Origin of the sequence: Lampropedia puyangensis (assembly GCF_004833285.1) — a bacterium.
Classification (GTDB): domain Bacteria; phylum Pseudomonadota; class Gammaproteobacteria; order Burkholderiales; family Burkholderiaceae_C; genus Lampropedia; species Lampropedia puyangensis.
The window spans coordinates 42,188-63,805 of the sequence record NZ_STFG01000003.1; the positions used below are offsets into that span (position 1 = coordinate 42,188).

A 21,618-nucleotide genomic window follows, 5' to 3' on the forward strand; every position below is an offset into this window, starting at 1 on the left:
TCTGGGTGTGCCTCTTCGTAGGCGTCGGAAATCAAACGCCCCTCGCTCATTGCCATCACCGTGCGGTGATCGACCGGCACCACGCGTGGTGCCATTTGCGCGCGCCAGCCCGAGCGCGCCAACTCACCGGTTTGCCCTTTGAGGGTTTGCGCCTGCGGGTCGCCCAGCAGCGGCAGCAACTGCATGCGGTAGGCCGCTTGGGCAAAGCGTCCCTCTAGCACGGCATCTTGCACGGCGCGCGCGGGGCTTTGGCCATCGCGTTCATCGTAGCGGTGCCATTTCGCCAGCATGCCTATGAGGCCGTGCAATTCCTCGGGCATGCTGGGCACTTCCAACTCGCCATCGCTGGCGGCATGCGGTGGCGGCAATTCGGTGGAGCGCGCCGGGTCCGGGCGGTCGCGCTCAAACTCGGCTTCGGCCACGTCCAATAAATCGTGCTGGCTAACGAACCACGGCTGCACTGCGGCAGACAATGCGCCATCCAGCAGCGTATGCATGCCTTCATGGTCGCGCAGCCATTCGCGCACGTCGGAGCTGGTCACGCCCGTGCTGCCCAAGGTCACGCGCTGGCGATCGGCTTGCTGCATGGCGCGGTTGAACTGGCTGGCCATCGAGAGCAGGTTCGCTTGTGCATGGCCCAATGCACGTGCTTCGCGCTCTAAGCGCACATCGTCGGTATCGGTGCGGATCAGTGCGGTCAGGGCTTGGCCTGCACGGTCGACCAAGGCCAAAGCGCGTTCAAAACGCGGCTGCGCTTGGCGCAAACGTGCTTCAGAACCACTAGCAATCGCATCGGCAAAATCATCGTGCAAACGCGCCAATTGCGCGTGCAAGTGCTGCAGTTGTGAGGCATCGACCAAGCCCAGCGCTTGTGCGCCGGTGACCTGCATCAGCAAGCCAGAGAGTTCGTCGTCTTGCGTTGCGGTCTGGGTCAGCGGCGCCAACAAACTGTGCACCTGCCGCGCCAAATCAGACAGCGCGTAGTCTTGCTGCGTGGCATCCCACACCAGCAAATTGGCATCGCGCAGGCGCTTGAGCACGTTGTCCAGCGCTTGCGGCAGCAAAGTGTGGAACAAATGGCTCAGATCCTCACGATCCAAGCGCCCTTTTGGGGTACTGGCCAATTCCAAAAAACACCACAAGCGCAACTGCACCACATGGCGCGGGCCCGAGAACAAGCTGCGCAGCGCATCCAGCACTTCCAGCCGCTGGCCGAGTGCCCAAGCCAAAGGGGCTTCTGCCGCCAATTCAGGCGCACGAAAATACGCCTCAAAGCTGCCACCCTCGTCTTCGAATTTTTCTAAATTGAGCGGTTCCATCGCGCCGCATTATGCACAGGCGCAAGGCGATGGAACAACTCACTCACCCCACACAATGAAATCGGCGCTGCCCCTGCTTTACGCCATCCAACGAAAAATAAGCATAAACAATCACTTAAAACACAAATGGGAATTACTCACAATAAAAGCCAGCACATGGCCATAATGCCTTGCATCATTTCTTAACCATTGGAGACAACACACCATGCAAGCACCAAGCTTTCGCGTCAAAACCCTCTCAGCCCTGTTCCTGGCTGCCGCTGCGGGGATCAGCTCAACCGCCGCTTTTGCTGCGGGGGAATTGAACCTCTACACGACCCGCGAACCGGCATTGATTGAGCCCATCCTGCAGGCTTTTGAGAAGGACAGCGGTATCAAGGTGAATACCGTGTTCGTCAAAGATGGTTTGCTGGAACGCGTGAAAGCCGAAGGCAGCAACTCCCCTGCCGATGTGTTCATGGTGGTGGACATTGGCAACCTGCTGGATTTAGTGGATGCGGGCGTGACCCAGCCCATCCAGTCAGAAACACTGACCACCGTTTTGCCTGCCAACCTGCGCAGCGCCAATAACGATTGGTTCAGCCTATCGCTGCGCGACCGTGTGCTGTACGCCGACAGAGACCTGAACCTGCCCACCTTCACTTACGAAGACGTGGCCGACCCAAAATGGAAAGGCAAAGTCTGCATTCGCGCTGGCCAGCATCCATACAACACGGCGTTAATCGCCTCCATGATTGCGCATGATGGCGCAGAAGCCACTGAAAAATGGCTGCAAGGCGTGAAAGCCAACTTGGCCCGCAAAGCCACCGGCGGCGACCGCGATGTGGCGCGCGATATTCTGGGTGGCATTTGCGACATTGGCATTGCCAACAACTACTACGTGGGCCGGATGAAAACGGCGGAACCGGGCACCGACAACCGCAAATGGGGTGACGCGATTCAAGTCGTACGCCCTACTTTTGCTAAAAGTGGCGGCACACACGTAAACATCACAGGAGCATCGGTCGCCAAAAGCGCGCCGAATAAAGACAACGCCGTGAAGCTGCTGGAGTATCTGGTTTCTGTGCCCGCGCAAGATCTGTATGCCAACGCCAACTACGAATATCCGATTCGCGAAGGCGTGAAGCTGCACCCGGTGACCGAGTCCTTTGGTGTGTTGAAGGTGGACCCGCTGCCGCTGACCGAGATTGCCAAATACCGCAAGCAAGCCAGCGAGTTGGTCGATAAAGTCGGCTTTGATAACTAAGCACCAGCGGTACGACGTTGATCATCACCACGCGATAAGTGGGGCGCTGTGCAAACAGTTGCCCCATGTGTTTTTTTATCGCTTGATCAAACTTTTTTCAGAGTCACCGCTTAACTCCGTTCTCCCTGAGCTTGTCGAAGGGCAGGCATTCAAAGCCAAAGGCTTCGACCAGGTTCTCCTGAGCGAAGTCAAAGGGTTCAGCCAGAACGGTGATATTTTCTGCATGCTTCACCTTTATAAGCCAGCATCAGCAACAGGCGCAGGGCACTGGCTTCATTAACTATAACAACCACCATTCGCCAGCTTTTTAGCGGCATTTCCCCACATCACCACCATGACGGCTCCCGCCGCCCCAAACACTCCACACCCGTTTCTCTCGCGCATCGCATCATGGCCTGCGTGGCTGGGTTGCGCGTTGATTGCGCTGATCGTCATCGCGCCCATCATCAGCTTAGCGTGGCATGCACTCGGTGCCGATATCTCGCACTGGGCACATCTGATCCGCCATGTGCTGCCCGTTACCGCCCAAAACACCTTGTGGTTGCTGCTGGGTGTTGGTGTGGTCGTCACACTCATTGGCACCGCCAGCGCTTGGCTGGTCACTGCTTACGCGTTTACCGGGCGCGGTATTTTGGTGTGGGCCTTGTTGCTGCCTTTGGCCATCCCCAGTTATGTGATGGCGTTCGCCTATCTGGATTTGATGCACCCTATCGGCCCCGTGCAAAACCTGATTCGTGAACTATTGGGTTACAGCAGCCCGCGTGAATTTCGCTTGCCCGATATCCGCTCGCTGCCCGGTGCGGTGCTGTTGCTGGGCTTGGTGCTGTACCCGTATGTGTATTTGAGCACGCGCTTCATGTTCATGAGCCAAGCGGCCAGTTTGCTGGAAGCCGCACGCACCTTGGGCTGCAGCGCCGCAGGTGCGTTCTGGCGCGTTGCCTTGCCCATGGCGCGCCCCGGCATTGCCATTGGTTTGGCATTGGCGCTGCTGGAGACTTTGAACGACATTGGCGCGTCTGAATTTTTAGGCGTGCGCACCATGACGGTGGCCGTCTACAACACATGGGTGACGCGCTCTGATCTGGGCGCTGCGGCGCAGTTGGCTTTGTTCATGCTGTTGATCGTCATCGGCTTGGTCTGGTTAGAGCGGCGCGCCCGCCAGCGCCAACGCTTTGCCATCACGCAGCGCATGCGCCCCATGCAACCCAAACGTTTGCGTGGTTGGCGTGCAGGTGTGGCTTTTGCCCTAGGTAGCTTGCCGGTGCTGCTGGGCTTTGTGGCGCCTGCGGCCTACCTCGTCTCAGCCTCCATCAAGCGGGTGGAGCAAGCAGGCCATATCTCTGCTGCGATGTGGACGAGCCTATGGCAGACGGTGCTGCTTGCCAGTTGTGCCACGCTGGTCGCTTTGCTGTTGGGTTTGTTGCTGGCATGGCAATCGCGCCTGAATATCCATGGTCAACGCAGCCGCCTAGCATTGGCCTGCACACGTTTGGGCAGTCTGGGTTATGCCATCCCCGGCACTATCTTGGCGATTGGTTTGCTCACCCCAATGGCCTTGTTTGACCAAAGTCTCTCTTGGATATTGCAACAACCATCGCTGTGGGTGATGGGCAGCATGGCCGCGCTCATTTTGGCCTATACGCTGCGTTTTCTGGCCATCAGCATCGGTGGAATTGAAGCGGGACTGACGCGCATTCCTCCCTCGTTAGAGCAAGCCTCGCGCCTCTTAGGCCAAACTTCCAGCGGTACACTGCGCCGCGTGCATCTACCCTTGCTCAAACCGGCATTGGCAGCCAGCGCATTACTGGTATTTGTTGACGCAATGAAAGAGTTGCCAGCCACCTTGCTGCTGCGCCCCATGAATGTAGAAACCCTCGCCACACGCTTGTATGCGGAAGCCGCACGTGGCACGTATGAAGAAGGTGCCATTGCGGCGCTGGCCATCGTACTAGCCGGTTTACTGCCGGTGATATTGCTGGCACGCACACGCTTGGATATTGGCTTGGATGTTGATTCGAATCGCCATCGCAACAGCGCGCCAGCCACACGCGCGGCAACCGTCACCACAACCGCCACTACAGCACCTCCCTCACCAAAACCCGCGCAGCCATCATGACCAACCCTGCTTTTCTTGAACTGGAACACGTCAGCCTTGGGTATGAGACGCCACAGGGCTTGCGCATGGTCGTCAACGACTTTTCCCTGCAACTGCCGCAGGGGCATATTGCCTGCTTGCTGGGCGCATCGGGATGTGGCAAATCCACGTTGCTGCGTGCCATTGCGGGGTTCGAGCCTTTGCGTGCCGGCCTTATTCGTTTGAATGGGCAAGCATTGTCCAGCCCTCAATACAGCCTACCGCCAGAACGTCGCCAAGTAGGCATGATGTTCCAAGACTACGCCCTATTTCCGCACCTGAGCGTGGCCAACAACATCGCGTTTGGCCTCAGCCACCTAGTCAAACCGGCGCGCCAAGCGCGTGTCGCACACATGCTGGAATTGGTGGGTCTGCCAGATTCGGCCAACGCATGGCCACATGAACTCTCTGGCGGGCAGCAGCAACGCGTGGCACTGGCACGGGCTTTAGCGCCCTCGCCCGCTTTGCTGCTATTGGACGAGCCCTTCTCCAACCTCGACACGGATCTGCGCGAACACCTTGCCCAAGAGGTCAAAGACATCCTGCGCCAAGCCGGTCAAACCGCGATGTTGGTGACCCACAACCAACGCGAGGCGCACATCATGGCACAGCACATTGGCTTTATGCAGCCAGGGCAAGCCACCGTCTGGCAGCGCAATCAACCCATTCTTGACATAGGCTAACGCTCTAGGCATTTGCCTGTGGCCGCTATGCATCTTGCGGCACAATCGCGCCTTGATTTGTTAGCGCGCGATTGAGCGCACCACTCCCATGACCTTGAACGAACTCGCCACCCAGTATTTGCAAGCAGCATTAGAAGCCCACCAACTCAGCTTCAATCCCGCAGGCGCATGGTTAGAGGTGGACCAGCGTGCCGCTCACATGCAAGTGCAGGTCTACGAAAAGCCCGATATTGGCCAAGCCCGCATGGTGGTGCTGGAGCTGCAAGTGCATGCCACCGTATTGGGCGAAGCGCCCATTGTGGAAACCTACGCGGGCTTTGGCACCACGCATGAGGATGCCGTGCGCTACGCCTTTTCTCGCCTCTTGCAAGGCAGCTTTCACCCCATCATTGAAGCCTTGACCAGCCACCAGTGTGAAGAAGGCCAAGCTGAAACAGAAGTGTGGACAGGCCCTGCAGAGAACGGTAGCGCACAGTGGCAAGTGTTTTTAGGCGCCTTACAACCGCAAGGCGAAGGCGAGCCGCTGCTCGATACGTATCTGGATATCTTCGACGAGCTCAAAGCCCTGCTCACCCAAACAGCCCCTAACGCCCACTGGTTGCGCATTTACCTGTGCACCAGCGCCAACGAAGTACAGGCCATTGAAGTCCTGCTGGACAACCAACCTTGGGAAGAAGGCGCAGCACTGCTGCAAACAGTGGAGTGGCCCAAACAAGCACCCTTTGCAGCGCTGCGCCACTTCATGCTGGCCATACCACGCGGGGCCAACTAAGCACATTGCGCGAACAGCACGACCTGCAGCAAAGCTGCCTTACACGGTGTTATTTTGGCCACCAACCATCGCTTAGTGCCTGTGAAAAGATATTGAGCTCGCTCGTGCAGAATACGACCACGTCACCTATGCACTAAGAATCGCTCGCGGTTCAAATAACAATCTGTGACAGTGTGATACAAAGGTGCCATGCAAGACATTGGCGCCTCAGACCTCAAAACCATCCTGCATTCCAAGCGGGCCAACATCTACTACTTGGAGCACTGCCGCGTACTCGTCAACGGCGGGCGCGTGGAGTATGTGACGGACGCGGGCAAACGCCAACTGTATTGGAACATTCCCATTGCCAACACCACCAGCAATTAGCCAAAGCCAGTGTGCTGATGAATAATCAGATCGCCTACAATTTCTTAACACCCCACTCTACATGCAAGCCCCTGCCCAAGTTATCGTAGGAGGTCTCTCCTTCCTCACAGAAACTTGTCGCCCAAGCTCGAGGAGCTTGCCTTGTTCGCGTGAAGGAAATGCTTGCAACAGGGTTGCAAAATCGTGTTCGGCACTGTCAACGGATGGGCATAGCCACGTGGCTACCTCAAAGTTCGGTCGCGTCTCATGTGCAGAGCCGTCCTTGGCGATCCAAGCAGAGCCAGAGCGTGTAGGCTCGTACTGTTCGAGTCTAAGTTTTCCATTCACTAAGGACGCAACCCTCCAAAGTGTTTGGGCGTCTGGTTCGCGCAACTGAAACGCTTTGTAGAACCAATCGCATGCCCAATGACTGCTGTCATCCAACAGGAATGGTCGAGCATCACTTAGCAGATGCGCAATGGCACGGTCATCTTCTTGCGCGAAATGACAACGGCGACTTGGATCGAATACTAGCCCAGCGTCAATGGCAAAACCCTCATTCAGAACTGGCCCGTTGATAGGCGCAAGCAGATGGCGTGCGCTGCTGTTGGTGTGGGTCAGAGGAACATCGTCAGCCGCATTTTTATCTTGGAGTTGCAATCCGGGTTTGGTAAAGCACATGCGCTTGTCTCGGAGGGCTTTAATGTTTTTTTCGAGCACAAAAACGTTGGGCTGTTCAACAGCAACCAAACGGTGCCGGTTTACACGCCCAGCCAGTTGAATCAAGGCGTGTGAGCTAGAGAGCTCGGCGATGGCCCAATCAAAATCATGGTCGCGCCCAATCTCCTCCACAGGAGAGGCTAGGACGATCAGCACCAAGTCTTTAATCTCTTCGGACAGCTCCTTGAGCTGGACTTGGATCGCAGCATCATCAGCCAGATCGCGATCGCCATGCCGTTTGAGCAGTGCATCCAGTGTTTGCTCCTTCAGGGCACGGCGCATGGCAATTTCTCTGGCGTGATATGCGCACACCTTGATTTGCAAGCTCGGCGGTGCTTTTGCCGAAGCTTCTGCAAGGGCGTTTGCCAAATGCATCAATGGATCGACGTTGGCCATGCGCACCAATCCAATGGAGACGCGCACGGTCTTGCTATAGCTAGGGTGTTTGGCTAACCAGTGATGCGATTTATGCGCACGTTGAGCTCCACCTAGAACTGTTTTGGTTAGCAATTTAAATTGCTCAATTGGAAGAATCTTTGCAAGTCGATGAATCGGTTGAGGTCGTAAGTACGCTTGCGCCATCTGCTGCCGGTACCAATCCATAAACGATTGACTTCGGTCTGACCACTCAGCTTGGCTGCCACGCTCCGCGCCATGGTTGGACACCAAAACGGTATGCCCCATTGCGCCACTGGGCTCATGGCTGTGCAGCATTTGGCGCCCGCTTTGCCATGCCATTTCAATCGCCTCTGCCAGCACCGGCGACAAAGTGGCAGAGGCCACTAACACGTTGCGGCCGAACGCCGCTGCGAGTTGCACCAGACGCAGCACCGCCACAAGTGCATGCGGATCGTAAGAATCGGCTTCATCAATCAGCAAGTCGCTGTGCGCAATGCGCAGCAACGCATGGGCGTGATGGGCTTGGCGGTTAGGCTCTCCTGCGGCTACCAGGTAGTCCATGGTTGCTACCAGAATGGGGGCAGCAATCAAGGTCGCCATACTTTGATCGTGCGAACGCGTTTGCCATTGCTGCAGCCAATCGGGCAATGCGGCGAGAAACTCGGCACTGTCGCAACCGCTGGCCATGAACTGCTCGGGCGTTGCCGTCGTATCGTCATTGATCTGCTCGTACGCATGCAGCGCGCGGGCCAGAGGATCACCGATCACGCAGGCGCATTCATCGGCACCCAAGCCCAACTCATGGCGATAGGTGCTGGCGGTTTGCAGCGTTAGGCTTTTCAGGTTGAAGCCTGCCGTCACTCGCACAGGCTTATCTACGGGTTGGCAGGCTTCCAAAACGCGCATGCTGGCGCGGGTCTTACCCGAACCTGTTCCCGCCACGTTAAAGATCAGAAATGCGTGCCGACCGGGAGTGCTATCCCGAATCTGCGCGACAAACTCACAGGCTGCACCTTGCCAAGCAAATCGCGTAGGCGAGCGCAAATCGCCTGCGTTCAGCCGCTCACGCGAAGCACCGCTAAGGGCAGGTAAATCAGTTGTTTCGAAGGCGCGTGCGTAGGCCATGGCACGCACGCCCACTTGCTCCAAATGCCAGCTCAGGGGCTGGTTGCGCCGGCTACCACCTCCTGACTGCGTGGTGTTGGCATAGATCTGCTCGGTGGTATAGCTGGCTGAAGCTTCAACATCGGCAAACACCTCTGAAGAAACATGATGATCCGCCAAGATCAACGCGGCTCGTGCCATCAACGCCGCTTTGTGCCAGAAAGCTTGATCGTGTGACGCACCCGCCCCGCTCAAGCATTGGACCTGCGCCAATCGCAAGACATGCTCCCAGCGCTGGCAGTTGACGGCGTCCGACTTCCAGTCGGTACATTCCCAGCGCTGGTTTCGCGAGGTGTCTGCATCGACGTGGTTTTGAGGTGGCGATGACACTGCTAGTTCAGGGCGCGTGGGTTTCGCTTTCTTGCACGTACCCTTTTTGGTCTCTGGCCGGGAATCTCGAGAAAACAAGCGGTGGTGCGTGGCGATCACCATCAGCAACGCCGAATCAAAGTCCGCAATCTGTTCAAAGGGGCACCACGCCAAGTCATTTCTAAGGATCGCTTCCACGCCGTCTTCTGCACGCTCCCAGTCGTTCCATGCCTGCTCGAATGACGCAATGTCGAAACGCTGAGCGCGCAACATGCGCTGGCATATCCATGCCGAAATCCATTCATGGCTGATGCCATCGCGTTCAATCTTTACTTCCTTGAGCTTATGTTGGAACTGCAGGGACAGTTTGCCTACGTCGTGCAGGAAGCCTGCGGCCCCCGTCAAAGCGCGCACGGCAAGCTCTATGGGCGTTACGGCGCGTTTATCGGATTGCATACGGCTGAATATCCTCGAAGATGGGGGAGACATAGTCCGCAAGCGGATCGGCGTGAGTAGCAAAAATCTGCTTGGTGCAATGATCACGCCGAAACTCCACGGCATTGCGCTCAGGCATACGAATCACGTGGGCATCGTTTCTTCGCTCCAGCGCGAATTCCCGGACGATAGCTTCGAGTTGGTCTGTCGTGAGTTGCCGATTGGGCCATACCTGGTAGGTACGCTCCTGTCGGTCTATACACAATGCCCGCGCATCCACCCGCTGCCCTGTGCTGGTTTTCAAGGTTTTGCCATGCAGCGCCATGTGCGCTTGTGCATTGCCTATGCGAGCCAGCACAAATGCCTTTTGCTCACTGCCCAGCACACGTTGCTTTGCATCGACATCGCAGGCAATGAGCCGCCACTGCTGACCCAGCAACTCCAGCCCGAGTGGCAACACCGTGCGGACTCGGCGTTCTTCACCCCGGCGCATCCCCACGTAGTCAATGTCCATGACCTGCCTTGTCAAACAAGCCCTGATGAGATGCATGGCCATGGGCCGATCCACGGCCCCTTGGTACACATAGCGCGGAGTCGCGTAGGCGATGACGGGCTCATATTGGGTCAGTCCCATGGCGTGCGCCGGCGCGCCCTGTTGCATCAAATCCATCAGTACTGAGCTACTGGTCTCCAAAGGCGGCGCGGCAAACGGTATGGGTGTCACCCCATGTGATGGAGTAAAGACCAGATAGCTCGGCCAATGGGCGGCAGCGGCCTCCATGTCCAGCTTAGCAGTCGTGCCCGATACATCGAACGTTGCCGTTACATCGGCCCGCTTTACTCGCCCAACCAAGCATGCGCGGCGCAAGATGAACAAAGATCGAGTATTCAAACCATAAATTTGATCATTCAATTTTGGTTTTTCTTTATTTATTAAAAAAGGAATGGAAATTTCGTAAAAAATTGATTGAAATTGTATCAATCACATTTCAAAATGACAACCAAGCTTTCAGAGAGACAGGAGCATAGATGTTACAGAACCCATTGCAGCCAGCTGACAGCAGCTTGGAATTGATCCAAGCATGGTTGCCGCTATTGCCCGCAGACCAAATCGAAGTGCTACTGAACAACTACGAGTCCGATCGTGTGAACTTTGCGGCGCTTCCCGACGAGGACAAAGAACAGGCAAACCCCGACAAGGCACTGGTATTGGGTGCTGCTAAAGCGGCGCTGGAGCGCATCATGGATGCGTGGGAGGTTATCAAAGCCACGCGAAAAAAACTGCTAATGACGCTAGTGCAAACAAAACTCGAGGGAACAGAACCCGAGGCTTGGCAGGCGTCGTTGCAACTCGCCGTCAGAAATGCATTTGCCAATATTGTGTGGGATGCCGCCGCGACGAAGCCCATCGTGCGTTCGCTGTCCAAAGACAAAAATGACTTTATCCAGACTGCTCAATCGCTGAAGGCGGACCCGCTTGACAACAAAGCCATCGTGCTAGAGCTAAGCGGTTGGGCAAGTACGGCTGAGGGACAGCAAGGCCAAAGAACCACCATTGAAGCGGCACTGCGCACACTGGGGCATTTCACATCCAAGCCAACCCATACCCAAGCCCAATCGGTGGGCATCGTACTCAGCCCAACCGAACGCAGTCTCGGCCCCTACCTCACCGCCGGCATGCTCTTGGAGCACGGAGAACTCCTCTGGCTGGACCAAACGGTCAACGACAACACCGGTCGAACCGGTTTTTGCATGGACACGCTGAATGCGCCCTTAAGTGCGGATGAAGAGCCTACGGCCAAACTGGTGCGTGAAGTTGCGGCCGATATGTATGCCACCGGGCACGAGACGGGCACTGCGTTTATTGACTCGCGCCTGCCTCAAACACTACTTCCGCTGGCGCAGGACGGCTACATCTCGATCACGCCATTGCATTCGATGGGCTTGTCTGCCTACCTGCACAGCCACTGGCAGCCGTGGCTAACGGTGTTAGAAGGCAATGATGCCGTCCGTGTCCGTCAATCGTTTGGTGAAGACGTCCGCTATGGCTTCTCCACCACTGCCATTAACAACTTCACAGCTTTACGCAAAGTCGACAAAGCGTACGAGCAAGACCCAAAGTACAGCGAACTCGGAAACCTACCCAACAGAGCCATCTTGTTCAACGCCCCCACGCTGGACGTGGCACACAGCACCTTGGCTCGCATCCTCCACAAGGGGTTTGCTGTTCGATTACCCAAGGGGTGGGGAACTCGCTTGATGGCGTGCTACGTCAGCGCAGCACAAGACGACGCGAGTGTTCGCGTACTGGGCAATACCGCACTCAAGGCCATAGAACGGGAGCGCAGCTTCTATCTAGAGTTACTGCCGCTGCTGGCTGAAACACTCGAACAAACGCGCGGGCAATGCGCCGAAGCGCTGGCGGATTCAACGCCAGATCGTCTCAAAGTGGTACTGCAAGACATCGACAAGCAGCCCACGTTGACGCACTACCTCCTTGCCGGTGCGAGCGGCGACATCGCGATCACCGCACCACCCTTGCGCCGGGTGGCATCGATCTTGGCCCTGCAGCTTTACGCGGCCGTGGAACGGATCAAAGTCAGAGGCAAGGATAAAGAAGACATGCGCATCGGCCTATCCATCGCCGACAAGCGCCGCTTCATGCGCTGGGCGCCCGCAGCCATCGCGCGTGCGATTGTCCATCGCGGCATCAGTCAGGAGGTTTGACCGTGTTTGCTTTGCTCTCTCACTTTCATGTCGCGCATTTCAACGCGCTGCAGTCCAAAGACATCATCACCCCCGTGCCGATTCATGCGGCAGTCATGTTGGGGCACGCCATTGGCGCGCGCTTAGCTAAGCCCGTGCGCGGCACAGCGCTCATCGTGCATCACGCTCAAGTGGAAACAGAAAACCTGCCGGCGGGGAAAACGGCATCTGGAAAACAAAAGCATCAGCGACTGCTCAGCAACAAACGAGGTGCCACAGCCTTTTACGTGGATCGATCCAGCAATGGCGGCGGGTACGCCAGCACATCACGCACGCCCTCTGCCATGGCATATCAGATGCACGCCACGGCCAATGGCTGCTTTTCCCTCGCCTTGGATTTTGGTGAAGCCGATGTGACAGAGAAAGACATCGCCGACCAACTCAGCATCATGCGGTTTGCCGGTGGCACCTTTCAAAGCCTGCCTAAGGTCACGCTGGCAGACACCTATACCGAGTTGCTGGGCGCCATCGGTTCAGGCTATGTGGTGGCAGATGCGGCGTGGCGGGCGCAAGAAGCGCTAGACCGTGGCGAAGAGCCTGCGCATGTATTCCTGCACCGCCACAGCAGTGGCTACGTGATGCCTGCCACGGTGGGTTATCACCTAATCACTGCGGTTGCCGAAAGACGCGGCATGCGCAAGCCACCACACGTTGCTGTGCAAGGGCACGCCTTTGCTGAGTCCGTCATGGGCCTGATCGAGCTGGTACACATCAACCGTTTGAAGTTTGCCGACGCATCGGTTGAGCAAGCGGATGCAGACGACCTTGAGGATGCGCAAGAAGATTTCGACTGGAGCGAATGGGATGACGGAGATGCGATCAGCGATACGCCAACCGAAGCGCTCGAAGGCGATCTAAACACCACCCAAGAGGCCATCAGCGCAAACGAGCAAGCCGACTCGGCTTCAAACTCTTCAGAACTTCCAGCGCGTAACACCCTGCTTTTTTGGCAGCACGGCTGGAGTGCCGACCAGACCACCTTTTTGATTCAGCAACGCTAAGGAGCATCAGCATGGCCACATCTAAAAAATCCAAAGACCCATCTTCAGACGTCAAAGTCCTGTCGGTGATGCGCGGCATCAATGTTTCCGATGCCCCTTTCACCAGCATCGGCCAAGATGGCGTATTAACGCCAATCCCGGTCATGCGTCATGGCATTCGCGGCACACAAAACGTTGCCAAAGGCAAAGCTGATGTCAGCAACATCCAAACCACCGAAAGCGCCAAGACAGCAGTCAACGCGCAAGGCGTGGCCGTCGATTTCTCCTTGCAACCCACACCGATTCGGCGTCTGGTCACGGCATGCGACAACGACGAAGTCAGGCGCCAGATTGACGCCTTCCTCCTCCGCGCGGAAACCAGCGAAGAACTGCTCGAGCTGTGCCGCCGCTATGCGCGCCGTATCTTGACCGGCTCGTTCCTGTGGCGCAATCTGGAGCTGGCACACAAACTGGAAATCAGCGCACAAAGCAACGGGAAAACCGTTGCCATTTCGGGTGACAAAGCCTTCCAACTCGCTGCAAGCGGCTTTGGTGACTACTGCGATGAAGAGCGCACCCTTGCCAGCTGGCTGCAGCAAGGCTTTGTGTCAGAACCCAGCGCAGGCACTGGTATTCGCATTACAGCCAAAGTGTTGTTTGCAACCGCTGGCGCTTTTGAAATCTATCCATCGCAGGTGTACGTCAGTGGCAAACCCAAAGGTTTCGCGCGTCCGCTCTACAAGCTCAATGCGCTTTCAGCGACTGAAATGGCACGCTTGGCCGACAACCAGGATCCCCGCACCTTCAGCGACAGCTTTCCCACAGGCATTGCCGCCATCCGCGATCAAAAGATCGGCAATGCCATTCGCACGATTGATACTTGGTACGCCGAAGGCGCTACGCAGCCCATCGCGATCGAACCCAACGGGGCGAGCCTATCGGCCAATCGGTTCTTCCGCGAGGTCAACCAAGGAAAAAGCTTTTTCGACCTTCGACCTCAAATCCCGGCACTGACCGAGCAACTCCATGCCTACCCCAGCCAAGAGCCGTTGACGGCCGATGCCATGTTTGTCTTGGCAGTCTTCATTCGCGGTGGTGTATTCAGCGATGGCAAGAAGGAAAGCGGCGATGATTGACCACTACCTTGACATCCAAGTTCATCCAAGCAGCGAGCTGCAGACCAATACGTTGATGGCCCAGCTTTTCAGCAAAGTGCACGTCTGGCTCGCTGCACATGGGCAAGGCCGTATGGGAGTAAGCTTCCCTAACATGCAACTCACGCCTGGCGACGTGCTCCGCATGCATGGCAGTGCAGCCGACCTGACGCGTTTTGTGGGGGCTGATTGGCGTCAGAACCTGGCTCTATGGACCAGCATCGGTGCCATTGCAGCGGTTCCTGATGGAGCCCGGCACGTCCGCGTGATGCGCGTACAGCGCAAATCTGCGCACAACATGCGCCAGCGTGCGATGCGCAGGCATGGCCTTTCATTGGAGGAAGCTACTGCACGCATACCAGACCAGCCTAGGTTCTACAGCAAACTGCCGTATCTCATCATTAAAAGCAGCAGCACTGGGCAAAGGCTAAGCCTCTATTTGCAGCAGGAAGCTATCGCCACAGCCACTCCAGGCGGTTTCTCTGCTTATGGGCTGAGCCAACAAGGCGCAACCGTTCCTTGGTTTCCTTGTGCTGCAAGTTCCGCTGCGCAACTTTGATACTGGCAGCGCAACAGCCGACCGCGATGCCTTAGCCGCACTCATCGCCAAAGGCTTGGCCGGTGAAGAACATGTGCTGCTGCAAATCACCGCTTATGTGCGCGTGGGCAATGGGCAAGAAGTGTTCCCATCGCAAGAGTTGATTTTGGAGCGTGGCCGCGGCGACAAGAGCAAAACCTTGTACGAAGTGGCAGGCGTAGCAGCCATTCACTCGCAAAAGCTGGGCAACGCCATCCGCACCGTGGACGATTGGTACGAAGGTGCGGGCGAGTTGGGGCCGATTGCGGTGGAGCCCTACGGCTCCGTCACCACGCAAGGCAAGGCGTACCGCCAGCCTAAGCAAAAACATGACTTCTACAACCTGCTGGACGATTGGATTCTGAAAGATAAAGTGCCTGCGCTGGAGCAACAGCACTTCGTCATCGCCGTGCTGATTCGCGGTGGCGTGTTTGGCGATGCAGGCAATTGATGCCATGAAAGTGGAACCATGACCACCCATTACATCGACATTCAACTGCTGCCGGACCCGGAGTTCAGCCCCGCGCACTTGCTCAGCGCGCTGGTGGCCAAGCTGCACCGCGCCTTGGTGGCGCAAGGCAGCAACGACATTGCCATTGCCTTTCCGCATTACCAGTTGCAGCCGCGCGGTTTGGGGCAGGTGCTGCGCTTGCTGGGGCCGCAAGCCTCGTTGCAAACTTTGCTCAACACCGACTGGCTGCGTGGCATGCGCGACCACACGCAACTGAGCGCAGTGGCTGCGGTGCCAGCGACGGCTGAACACCGGCACTTCACGCGCCGGCAGTTCAAAACCAACGTGGAGCGCCTGCGCCGCCGCCGCATCAAGTGCAAAGGCGAAACGGCGGAGCAAGCAGAACAGGCCATCCCCAGCAGCGTGGAGCGCCAGCCTGATCTGCCCTATGTGCACCTGCGCAGCAGCAGCACAAGCCAGCCGTTTCAACTGTTTTTGGCATTGAGCGAGCCCGTATCAGCATCTGTGCTGGGTCAGTTCAACGCCTACGGCTTGAGCACTACCGCCACCATTCCGTGGTTCTGACCCTTTTTTCTGGCGCCATCTAAGCACCTAGAAAAATCAATCACTTAGCGAACACTCAAAAATTTGGGTGTTTTGCTTTGTGTTTGGACTTGTTCTTTAAAAATCAATGGATTGGACGATTTAGAATCTAGTGACCTGCCGCACAGGCAGCTCAGAAAAAATCGCAAGCCAATTAGATTAATCGGCGCTGGTGACCTGCCGCACAGGCAGCTCAGAAATCTTCCGCCCCCTTTCAAAAATGCTGGGCTAGGTGACCTGCCGCACAGGCAGCTCAGAAAAGCTCCAGCAATTCGCGGTTGGTCATGCCGCCGTGACCTGCCGCACAGGCAGCTCAGAAATTGCTGCGTGTAGCACTGGCACCGCGTGCCCAGTGACCTGCCGCACAGGCAGCTCAGAAAATCACGGCAACGGCCTTCATCGTCTGGATTCTGTGACCTGCCGCACAGGCAGCTCAGAAACCGGTAATCCCGATGATGAGGTGAAGACCTGTGTGACCTGCCGCACAGGCAGCTCAGAAATTGCCCAGATTGAATGAGAACTTTGCCTTGATGTGACCTGCCGCACAGGCAGCTCAGAAAGGATCAAGAGCCGACGAGGTGGAGTCCAAAGGGTGACCTGCCGCACAGGCAGCTCAGAAAGCGTGCAAAACATCGCAGGCATGGCGTTGTCGTGACCTGTCGCACAAGCCGAATAAAGAATTCTCCCTTTCTTCTGTGGATCACCTCCTCCTCTACAATGCATCGCTATGGCAAAAACTGATTTTGATGTTTGCATTCGTGGTGCTGGTATTGTGGGGCGGGCGCTGGCGCTTACACTGGGGCAAGCGAAGCTGCGTGTAGCATTGGTTGATTCTGTGCGCCCTACTCCGCGCATTGTCGAACGGGATATTCGCGCATATGCGCTCAACCATGCGTCAAAGCGCTTACTCGAGAGCTTGCGTTGCTGGCCTGAAGGCTCTGCCATTACGGCTGTACGCCGCATGCAGGTGCATGGCGATACGAACGGTTCAGTGCTATTTGAAGCGCCGGCCTCCGCAGCAACACTTAATAACAACCAGCAGACTGAGCCAAATCATGCGCAAGACCATAGCGATCCTTTGGCATGGATCGTGGATGTTCCAGCCCTAGAGGACATTCTTGCTGCCGCATTACGTTTTCAAAGTTCGGTGGAAATTGTGCGAGCTCCAGTTGCAGCGCCACTCACGGCAATCTGCGAAGGCAAGCACTCCAGTAGTCGTGATGGTCTTGGTATTGGTCACCATTACTACGACTACCCACAACATGCTATTGCCACGCGAATCAAAGCCCCCTTCCCGCACAATGGCCAAGCACAACAATGGTTCAAGGGTCCACACATCGTTGCATTACTGCCGCTTGATGGCGATTCTGGCAACACGTTTGCCGTAATATGGTCCACAAGTTTTGAGAATGCAGATCGTCTCTTGACCCTTAGCGACGAAGACTTTACGCACGAGTTAGAGCAGATCACGAACCATGGCAAAGGGGTTAAAGGCGTAGTGTCTCCCCTCTTTCAGGCAGAGCCCTCCCCCCCATTGCAAGTCATCGGGCCACGTGCACGCTGGCCGCTCAAACTCAGCCAGGCCCAGCAGTGGTGTGGCGCCATGCCTGTGCCAAGCAGCCTAGCAGGAATACCGATGAACAGTTCTGCGGCCTGGGTTCTGGTGGGTGATGCCGCACATACAGTGCATCCCCTTGCGGGATCTGGCCTGAATTTAGGTCTGGCTGATGTTGAGGCGTTAAGCTCAGCTTTGCTGCAACGGCCAGCATGGCGTGCAGTCAACGATTTGCGCCTGCTGCGCCAATACGAACGCGAGCGTAAAACCGCATTACAAACTTACGCCACAGCAACTGATGGCTTGCAATGGTTATTTTGGCAAGAACAACCTTGGTTGCAAACGCTTCGCAATTGGGGGATGCGAAGCTTCTCGGCCAGTGGCCCATTCAAGCACTGGGTCATGCGCCAAGCAATGAACCTTTAACATCGACTAAGGTCAATGCCTACTGGTTACTTTGCAGCATGCCGCACAGGCGTCATTGCCAATGCAGCACATGGCCTTTCTTTTTTAGCGCAAGGATTCACCCACGCGCATCACTACCGATAGAGTTTTATATCCATGATTCACACAATAACGGCGATTAAAAAACATGTGCTGTATGGCCTGGCCGCAAGCTTGGCCCTTTGCTTGTGGACAGCCTCACCCGCTCAAGCGCAAAATGCGCCGAAAGCGAATGTGCCTCAAGAGGCTGCCATTCGCACGACTTTGGGAGAACGTATTCCACAGATGAAGAGCATCGAGGAAGTGAGCGCAACCCCCATGGATGGTTTGTATGAAGTGCGTATTGGCACCGATGTGTTCTATACCAATGCGACTGGCGACTTTCTGATTCAAGGTGAGTTGTACGATACAAAAGCTATGCGCAATCTCACTGAAGACCGAATGAAAGTCCTCACTGCAGTGGACTTCTCAGCGCTGCCTTTTGAAGATGCGTTCACGATTGTTCGTGGTGATGGCAGTCGCCAACTGGCTATATTCGAAGATCCCAACTGCGGTTATTGCAAGCGTTTTGAGAAAGATATGCTCAACGTCGACAACGTCACAGTGCATGTGTTTCTCTATCCTATTTTGAGTCCAGATTCTTTTGAAAAGTCACGTGATATCTGGTGCGCAAAGAAACCAGAAGAGACATGGAATGCCTGGATGCTGGAAGGGAAAACACCTCCTGCGCAAGCTACATGTGACAAGCTCGAGCCGCTGCAACGCAATTTGGCTTTTGGTCGCCAATACAAAATTACAGGCACACCAACCATTGTGTTTGAAGACAATTCACGCATTCCCGGCGCGATCCCTGCGCAACAGGTTGAGCAAAAGCTCAAAGAGATTGCTGCAGCAAAAAAATCTTCGTGAATCAATATGCGCTGACAAAATACCTTGATCTACATACCAATGCCAGCTTATGCTGGCATTTTTCATCTTTGAATATGAAAAATAAAAAAGCCTGTTGAATTACTTCAACAGGCTTCTCAATTATTGGTCGGAGCGGCGGGATTCGAACTCGCGACCCTCTGCTCCCAAAGCAGATGCGCTACCAGGCTGCGCTACGCTCCGACTAAAAACAAAATTGTACTATGTTTTAAACCACAAAAATTCAAACAACTAAACTTTGGCTTTTTTATTTCAATCCAACACAAAGGTTGGACGCAACATACAGGCCGTATGCCAGCCACGCCGCACTATCTGAATGAAAAATGGCTTATGCAATACATAAGCCATTTTGAAATTTTGGTCGGAGCGGCGGGATTCGAACTCGCGACCCTCTGCTCCCAAAGCAGATGCGCTACCAGGCTGCGCTACGCTCCGACTAAAGATGGAATTCTACTACGCTTTTAAAAGCGTATTGAGCAAAATCGCACAAAATTTCTTCTCCAAGACAAAGTCAATGAAAAATGTACATCAACCGCGCAATGCAAAAGTGTCGGCTACACGCTTTCACAACAAAACGTTGGGTGCACTGAGTGATTCCCTCAAGAAATAACAATTAACTAACACACAAACGTATACTCAAAGACAACAAGCACGCACCATCCGATTGGAGACGAACGAGGTGCCAGCCAGTGAACAACTATTATTCAACTCTCGTAATACAAGGAGCAGCTATGTACAAGCACATTTTGATTCCCACTGATGGTGGCGAACTGTCTCAAAAAGCGATTACCCATGGCTTGGATCTGGCCAAATTGGCCGGCGCCCGCGTGACCATCCTGACCGTCACTCCAAGCTATCCTGTCACCTATATGGAAGGCAGTGCTGCAACCAACCGCGAGTTTGCTGAAAACAGCGAGCGCCAATGGCGTGAAGAAGCTCAAAAAGCGATGGAAAAAGTGCAGCAAGAGGGACAGAGCCGCGGTGTTGCAACCGACGTCAAAGTCTTGAGTGGCGACAGTGTTTCTGACCTGATTTTGCAAGCTGCGGCAGCAGATGACATTGACCTGATTGTGATGGCTTCCCATGGCCGCAAAGGCTTTGCCCGTTTGTTGCTCGGCAGTGAAACCCAGCATGTGCTCACCGGTGCAAAAGCGCCAGTGTTGGTTCTGCGCTAAGTCAGCCAGCAGGGTTGCTATTGCTTTGATGCCGCTGGCTTAGAAGTGATCGCTTTGGGGTTCATCCGATTGTGGAGCAAGCCCCATCCATTGAAAAGCACACGCATCACTTGCATCGAATCCATGCGCACTGATCTGGCCTGTGTTCAGATCGCCGATATGATCGCCCATCTCTGATGGGCTTTTTTTCGCCCTGTTATTGACCTTTGCTATTGATTATGAACACCTCTGCATCGCCCGTCTCCCCCGCCAAGCCATTGGCTGGCATTCGTGTTATTGAGTTCACCCACATGGTGATGGGGCCTGCATGCGGAATGATTTTGGCCGACTTAGGTGCAGAGGTAATCAAGGTTGAGCCCATTGCTGGTGACAGTACACGTACCTTGTTGGGCGCAGGGGCCGGTTTTTTTCCGATGTTCAATCGGAATAAGCAAAGTATCGGCATCAACCTCAAAGACGATGAAGGTTTGAATGTTGCACTCAAGTTGTGCGCCACCGCTGATGTGGTATTGCACAACTTCAAGCCTGGCGTTTTAGGTAAATTTGGCTTGGATTACACGAATTTGCAACGGCTCAATCCTCGCTTGATTTACGTCAACCTCACTGGTTTTCTACCCGGCCCATACGAACACCGCACAGCACTGGATGAAGTGGTGCAAATGATGGGCGGGCTAGCCTATATGACAGGCCGCCCTGGTGACCCGCTGCGCGCTGGCTCGAGCGTGAACGACATCATGGGAGGCATGTTTGGCGCTATTGCTGCTTTGGCCGCTTTAATGCAACGCAATCAAACCCAATGCGGACAAGAAATTGATGCTGCCTTATTCGAAAACAATGTTTTTTTGGTTGGCCAGCATATGCTGCAATACCAGATCACAGGGCAAGCAGCTAACCCCATGCCTGAGCGCATTTCACCTTGGGCGATTTACGACATTTTCACCGTTGCAGAGGGGGAGCAAATTTTCCTCGCAGCCGTCAGCGATGCACACTGGAAAACACTGTGCACGGTATTCCAGTGGACGGACTTGGCAGCCAAAGCTGAATTGCAAAGCAATAACGAGCGCGTGCGCCAACGCCCAAGTTTGCTGCCTGAGTTGCGCGCACGTTTACAAGCGTACACGGCTGACTCGATTGCAACACTATTTGAAGCCAATGGCCTGCCATACGCGCGCATCATGCGGCCAGAGCAATTGTTTGAAGACCCTCATTTATTAGCCACACAAGGGCTAGAGCCTATTACCTTGGTTGATGGTGCACAAGCCGGGCAAACAGTAGATGCCGCATTGCTGCCTATTCGCATGGACGGCCAGCGCCTGCGCACTTACCGCAACCCACCTAAACTGGGTGAGCAAACCGAAGCAATCTTGCAACAGTTGGGCTTTGAAACGGACCAAATCACTGCCTTGCGCAAAGGGCAAAGCATTTGCTGACACTAGCTGGGCGTAAGGTGCAAAGCCCCC

15 protein-coding genes, 2 tRNA genes, 3 pseudogenes and 1 CRISPR repeat array are annotated in these 21,618 nt (G+C 55.5%); of the genes and pseudogenes, 15 read left to right on the forward strand and 5 right to left on the reverse strand.

Annotation, left to right across the window (positions count from 1 at the left end):
* Nucleotides 1–32: 32 nt before the first annotated feature.
* A pseudogene (locus E9531_RS04470) lies at nt 33–1,319 on the reverse strand (hypothetical protein); the annotation flags it as partial.
* A gap of 205 nt (nt 1,320–1,524) precedes the next feature.
* On the opposite strand from E9531_RS04470, the gene E9531_RS04475 reads away from it, so the two are divergent.
* From E9531_RS04475 to E9531_RS04495, 5 genes and pseudogenes are all read left to right on the forward strand, one after another.
* Nucleotides 1,525–2,565 (forward strand): Fe(3+) ABC transporter substrate-binding protein, encoded by a 1,041-nt coding sequence (locus E9531_RS04475; RefSeq protein ID WP_136572553.1) that lies wholly within the window; start codon nt 1,525–1,527, stop codon nt 2,563–2,565.
* Between the two features lie 334 nt (nt 2,566–2,899).
* Nucleotides 2,900–4,567: pseudogene (locus tag E9531_RS04480) on the forward strand (ABC transporter permease); the annotation flags it as partial.
* Between the two features lie 110 nt (nt 4,568–4,677).
* Entirely contained in the window at nt 4,678–5,382 is a 705-nt protein-coding gene (locus E9531_RS04485) for an ABC transporter ATP-binding protein (RefSeq protein WP_136572555.1), read from the forward strand.
* 88 nt (nt 5,383–5,470) lie between these two features.
* Nucleotides 5,471–6,154, forward strand: coding sequence for a DUF6348 family protein (locus E9531_RS04490; protein WP_136572556.1), 684 nt, complete (start codon nt 5,471–5,473; stop codon nt 6,152–6,154).
* A gap of 189 nt (nt 6,155–6,343) precedes the next feature.
* Nucleotides 6,344–6,514 (forward strand): annotated as a pseudogene (locus tag E9531_RS04495) (type I-F CRISPR-associated endonuclease Cas1f); the annotation flags it as partial.
* A gap of 63 nt (nt 6,515–6,577) precedes the next feature.
* Here E9531_RS04495 and E9531_RS04500 read toward each other — a convergent pair.
* Nucleotides 6,578–9,547 (reverse strand): P-loop NTPase family protein, encoded by a 2,970-nt coding sequence (locus E9531_RS04500; protein ID WP_136572557.1) that lies wholly within the window; start codon nt 9,545–9,547, stop codon nt 6,578–6,580.
* Nucleotides 9,534–10,418, reverse strand: a complete 885-nt coding sequence (locus E9531_RS04505) for a WYL domain-containing protein (RefSeq protein ID WP_136572558.1) — start codon at nt 10,416–10,418, stop codon at nt 9,534–9,536. Before E9531_RS04505 ends, E9531_RS04500 begins: the two co-directional genes overlap by 14 nt.
* A gap of 137 nt (nt 10,419–10,555) precedes the next feature.
* Here E9531_RS04505 and E9531_RS04510 point away from each other — a divergent pair, with 137 nt between their 5' ends.
* From E9531_RS04510 to E9531_RS04545, 8 genes are all read left to right on the forward strand, one after another.
* The gene (locus tag E9531_RS04510) at nt 10,556–12,253 is read left to right on the forward strand and encodes a hypothetical protein (RefSeq protein ID WP_136572559.1); all 1,698 of its coding nucleotides are present in this window, start codon (nt 10,556–10,558) and stop codon (nt 12,251–12,253) included.
* A 2-nt stretch (nt 12,254–12,255) separates the two neighbouring features.
* Nucleotides 12,256–13,293 (forward strand): hypothetical protein, encoded by a 1,038-nt coding sequence (locus E9531_RS04515; RefSeq protein WP_136572560.1) that lies wholly within the window; start codon nt 12,256–12,258, stop codon nt 13,291–13,293.
* Between the two features lie 11 nt (nt 13,294–13,304).
* Complete coding sequence (csy3, locus tag E9531_RS04520; protein ID WP_136572561.1) at nt 13,305–14,408, forward strand: type I-F CRISPR-associated protein Csy3; 1,104 nt, start codon at nt 13,305–13,307, stop codon at nt 14,406–14,408.
* On the forward strand, nt 14,401–14,985 hold the full coding sequence (gene cas6f, locus E9531_RS04525) for a type I-F CRISPR-associated endoribonuclease Cas6/Csy4 (RefSeq protein WP_158291719.1): 585 nt from the start codon (nt 14,401–14,403) through the stop codon (nt 14,983–14,985). Before csy3 (E9531_RS04520) ends, cas6f (E9531_RS04525) begins: the two co-directional genes overlap by 8 nt.
* Nucleotides 14,957–15,454: a type I-F CRISPR-associated protein Csy3 gene (csy3, locus tag E9531_RS04530; RefSeq protein ID WP_136572563.1), complete on the forward strand. Its 498-nt coding sequence runs from the start codon at nt 14,957–14,959 to the stop codon at nt 15,452–15,454. Before cas6f (E9531_RS04525) ends, csy3 (E9531_RS04530) begins: the two co-directional genes overlap by 29 nt.
* 18 nt (nt 15,455–15,472) lie before the next feature.
* The gene (gene cas6f / locus E9531_RS04535; protein WP_136572564.1) at nt 15,473–16,039 is read left to right on the forward strand and encodes a type I-F CRISPR-associated endoribonuclease Cas6/Csy4; all 567 of its coding nucleotides are present in this window, start codon (nt 15,473–15,475) and stop codon (nt 16,037–16,039) included.
* 130 nt (nt 16,040–16,169) lie between these two features.
* Nucleotides 16,170–16,677: a CRISPR direct-repeat array (repeat unit 28 nt; unit sequence GTGACCTGCCGCACAGGCAGCTCAGAAA).
* A gap of 107 nt (nt 16,678–16,784) precedes the next feature.
* Nucleotides 16,785–18,038 carry an FAD-dependent monooxygenase gene (locus tag E9531_RS04540; RefSeq protein WP_136572565.1) on the forward strand — a complete coding sequence of 418 codons (1,254 nt, stop codon included), beginning with the start codon at nt 16,785–16,787 and terminating at the stop codon, nt 18,036–18,038.
* A gap of 135 nt (nt 18,039–18,173) precedes the next feature.
* Nucleotides 18,174–18,965, forward strand: coding sequence for a DsbC family protein (locus E9531_RS04545; protein ID WP_136572566.1), 792 nt, complete (start codon nt 18,174–18,176; stop codon nt 18,963–18,965).
* A gap of 124 nt (nt 18,966–19,089) precedes the next feature.
* On the opposite strand, the gene E9531_RS04550 is transcribed toward E9531_RS04545, so the two are convergent.
* Both E9531_RS04550 and E9531_RS04555 read right to left on the reverse strand, forming a co-directional pair.
* Nucleotides 19,090–19,166 (reverse strand) — tRNA-Pro (locus E9531_RS04550).
* 175 nt (nt 19,167–19,341) lie between these two features.
* Nucleotides 19,342–19,418 (reverse strand) — tRNA-Pro (locus E9531_RS04555).
* Between the two features lie 296 nt (nt 19,419–19,714).
* Between E9531_RS04555 and E9531_RS04560 the strand changes: the two genes are divergently transcribed.
* Complete coding sequence (locus E9531_RS04560) at nt 19,715–20,158, forward strand: universal stress protein (protein WP_136572567.1); 444 nt, start codon at nt 19,715–19,717, stop codon at nt 20,156–20,158.
* A 218-nt stretch (nt 20,159–20,376) separates the two neighbouring features.
* The gene (locus tag E9531_RS04565; protein ID WP_136572568.1) at nt 20,377–21,588 is read left to right on the forward strand and encodes a CaiB/BaiF CoA transferase family protein; all 1,212 of its coding nucleotides are present in this window, start codon (nt 20,377–20,379) and stop codon (nt 21,586–21,588) included.
* The last annotated feature ends 30 nt before the right edge of the window (nt 21,589–21,618 follow it).

Excerpts from the sequence above, each read along its gene's own strand:
- E9531_RS04475 (WP_136572553.1), top strand. The coding sequence starts at position 1,525 with ATGCAAGCACCAAGCTTTCGCGTCAAAACCCTCTCAGCCCTGTTCCTG.
- E9531_RS04485 (WP_136572555.1), top strand. The coding sequence starts at position 4,678 with ATGACCAACCCTGCTTTTCTTGAACTGGAACACGTCAGCCTTGGGTAT.
- E9531_RS04490 (WP_136572556.1), top strand. The coding sequence starts at position 5,471 with ATGACCTTGAACGAACTCGCCACCCAGTATTTGCAAGCAGCATTAGAA.
- E9531_RS04500 (WP_136572557.1), bottom strand. The coding sequence starts at position 9,547 with ATGCAATCCGATAAACGCGCCGTAACGCCCATAGAGCTTGCCGTGCGC.
- E9531_RS04510 (WP_136572559.1), top strand. The coding sequence starts at position 10,556 with ATGTTACAGAACCCATTGCAGCCAGCTGACAGCAGCTTGGAATTGATC.
- csy3 (WP_136572561.1), top strand. The coding sequence starts at position 13,305 with ATGGCCACATCTAAAAAATCCAAAGACCCATCTTCAGACGTCAAAGTC.
- cas6f (WP_158291719.1), top strand. The coding sequence starts at position 14,401 with ATGATTGACCACTACCTTGACATCCAAGTTCATCCAAGCAGCGAGCTG.
- cas6f (WP_136572564.1), top strand. The coding sequence starts at position 15,473 with ATGACCACCCATTACATCGACATTCAACTGCTGCCGGACCCGGAGTTC.
- E9531_RS04540 (WP_136572565.1), top strand. The coding sequence starts at position 16,785 with ATGGCAAAAACTGATTTTGATGTTTGCATTCGTGGTGCTGGTATTGTG.
- E9531_RS04545 (WP_136572566.1), top strand. The coding sequence starts at position 18,174 with ATGATTCACACAATAACGGCGATTAAAAAACATGTGCTGTATGGCCTG.
- E9531_RS04560 (WP_136572567.1), top strand. The coding sequence starts at position 19,715 with ATGTACAAGCACATTTTGATTCCCACTGATGGTGGCGAACTGTCTCAA.
- E9531_RS04565 (WP_136572568.1), top strand. The coding sequence starts at position 20,377 with ATGAACACCTCTGCATCGCCCGTCTCCCCCGCCAAGCCATTGGCTGGC.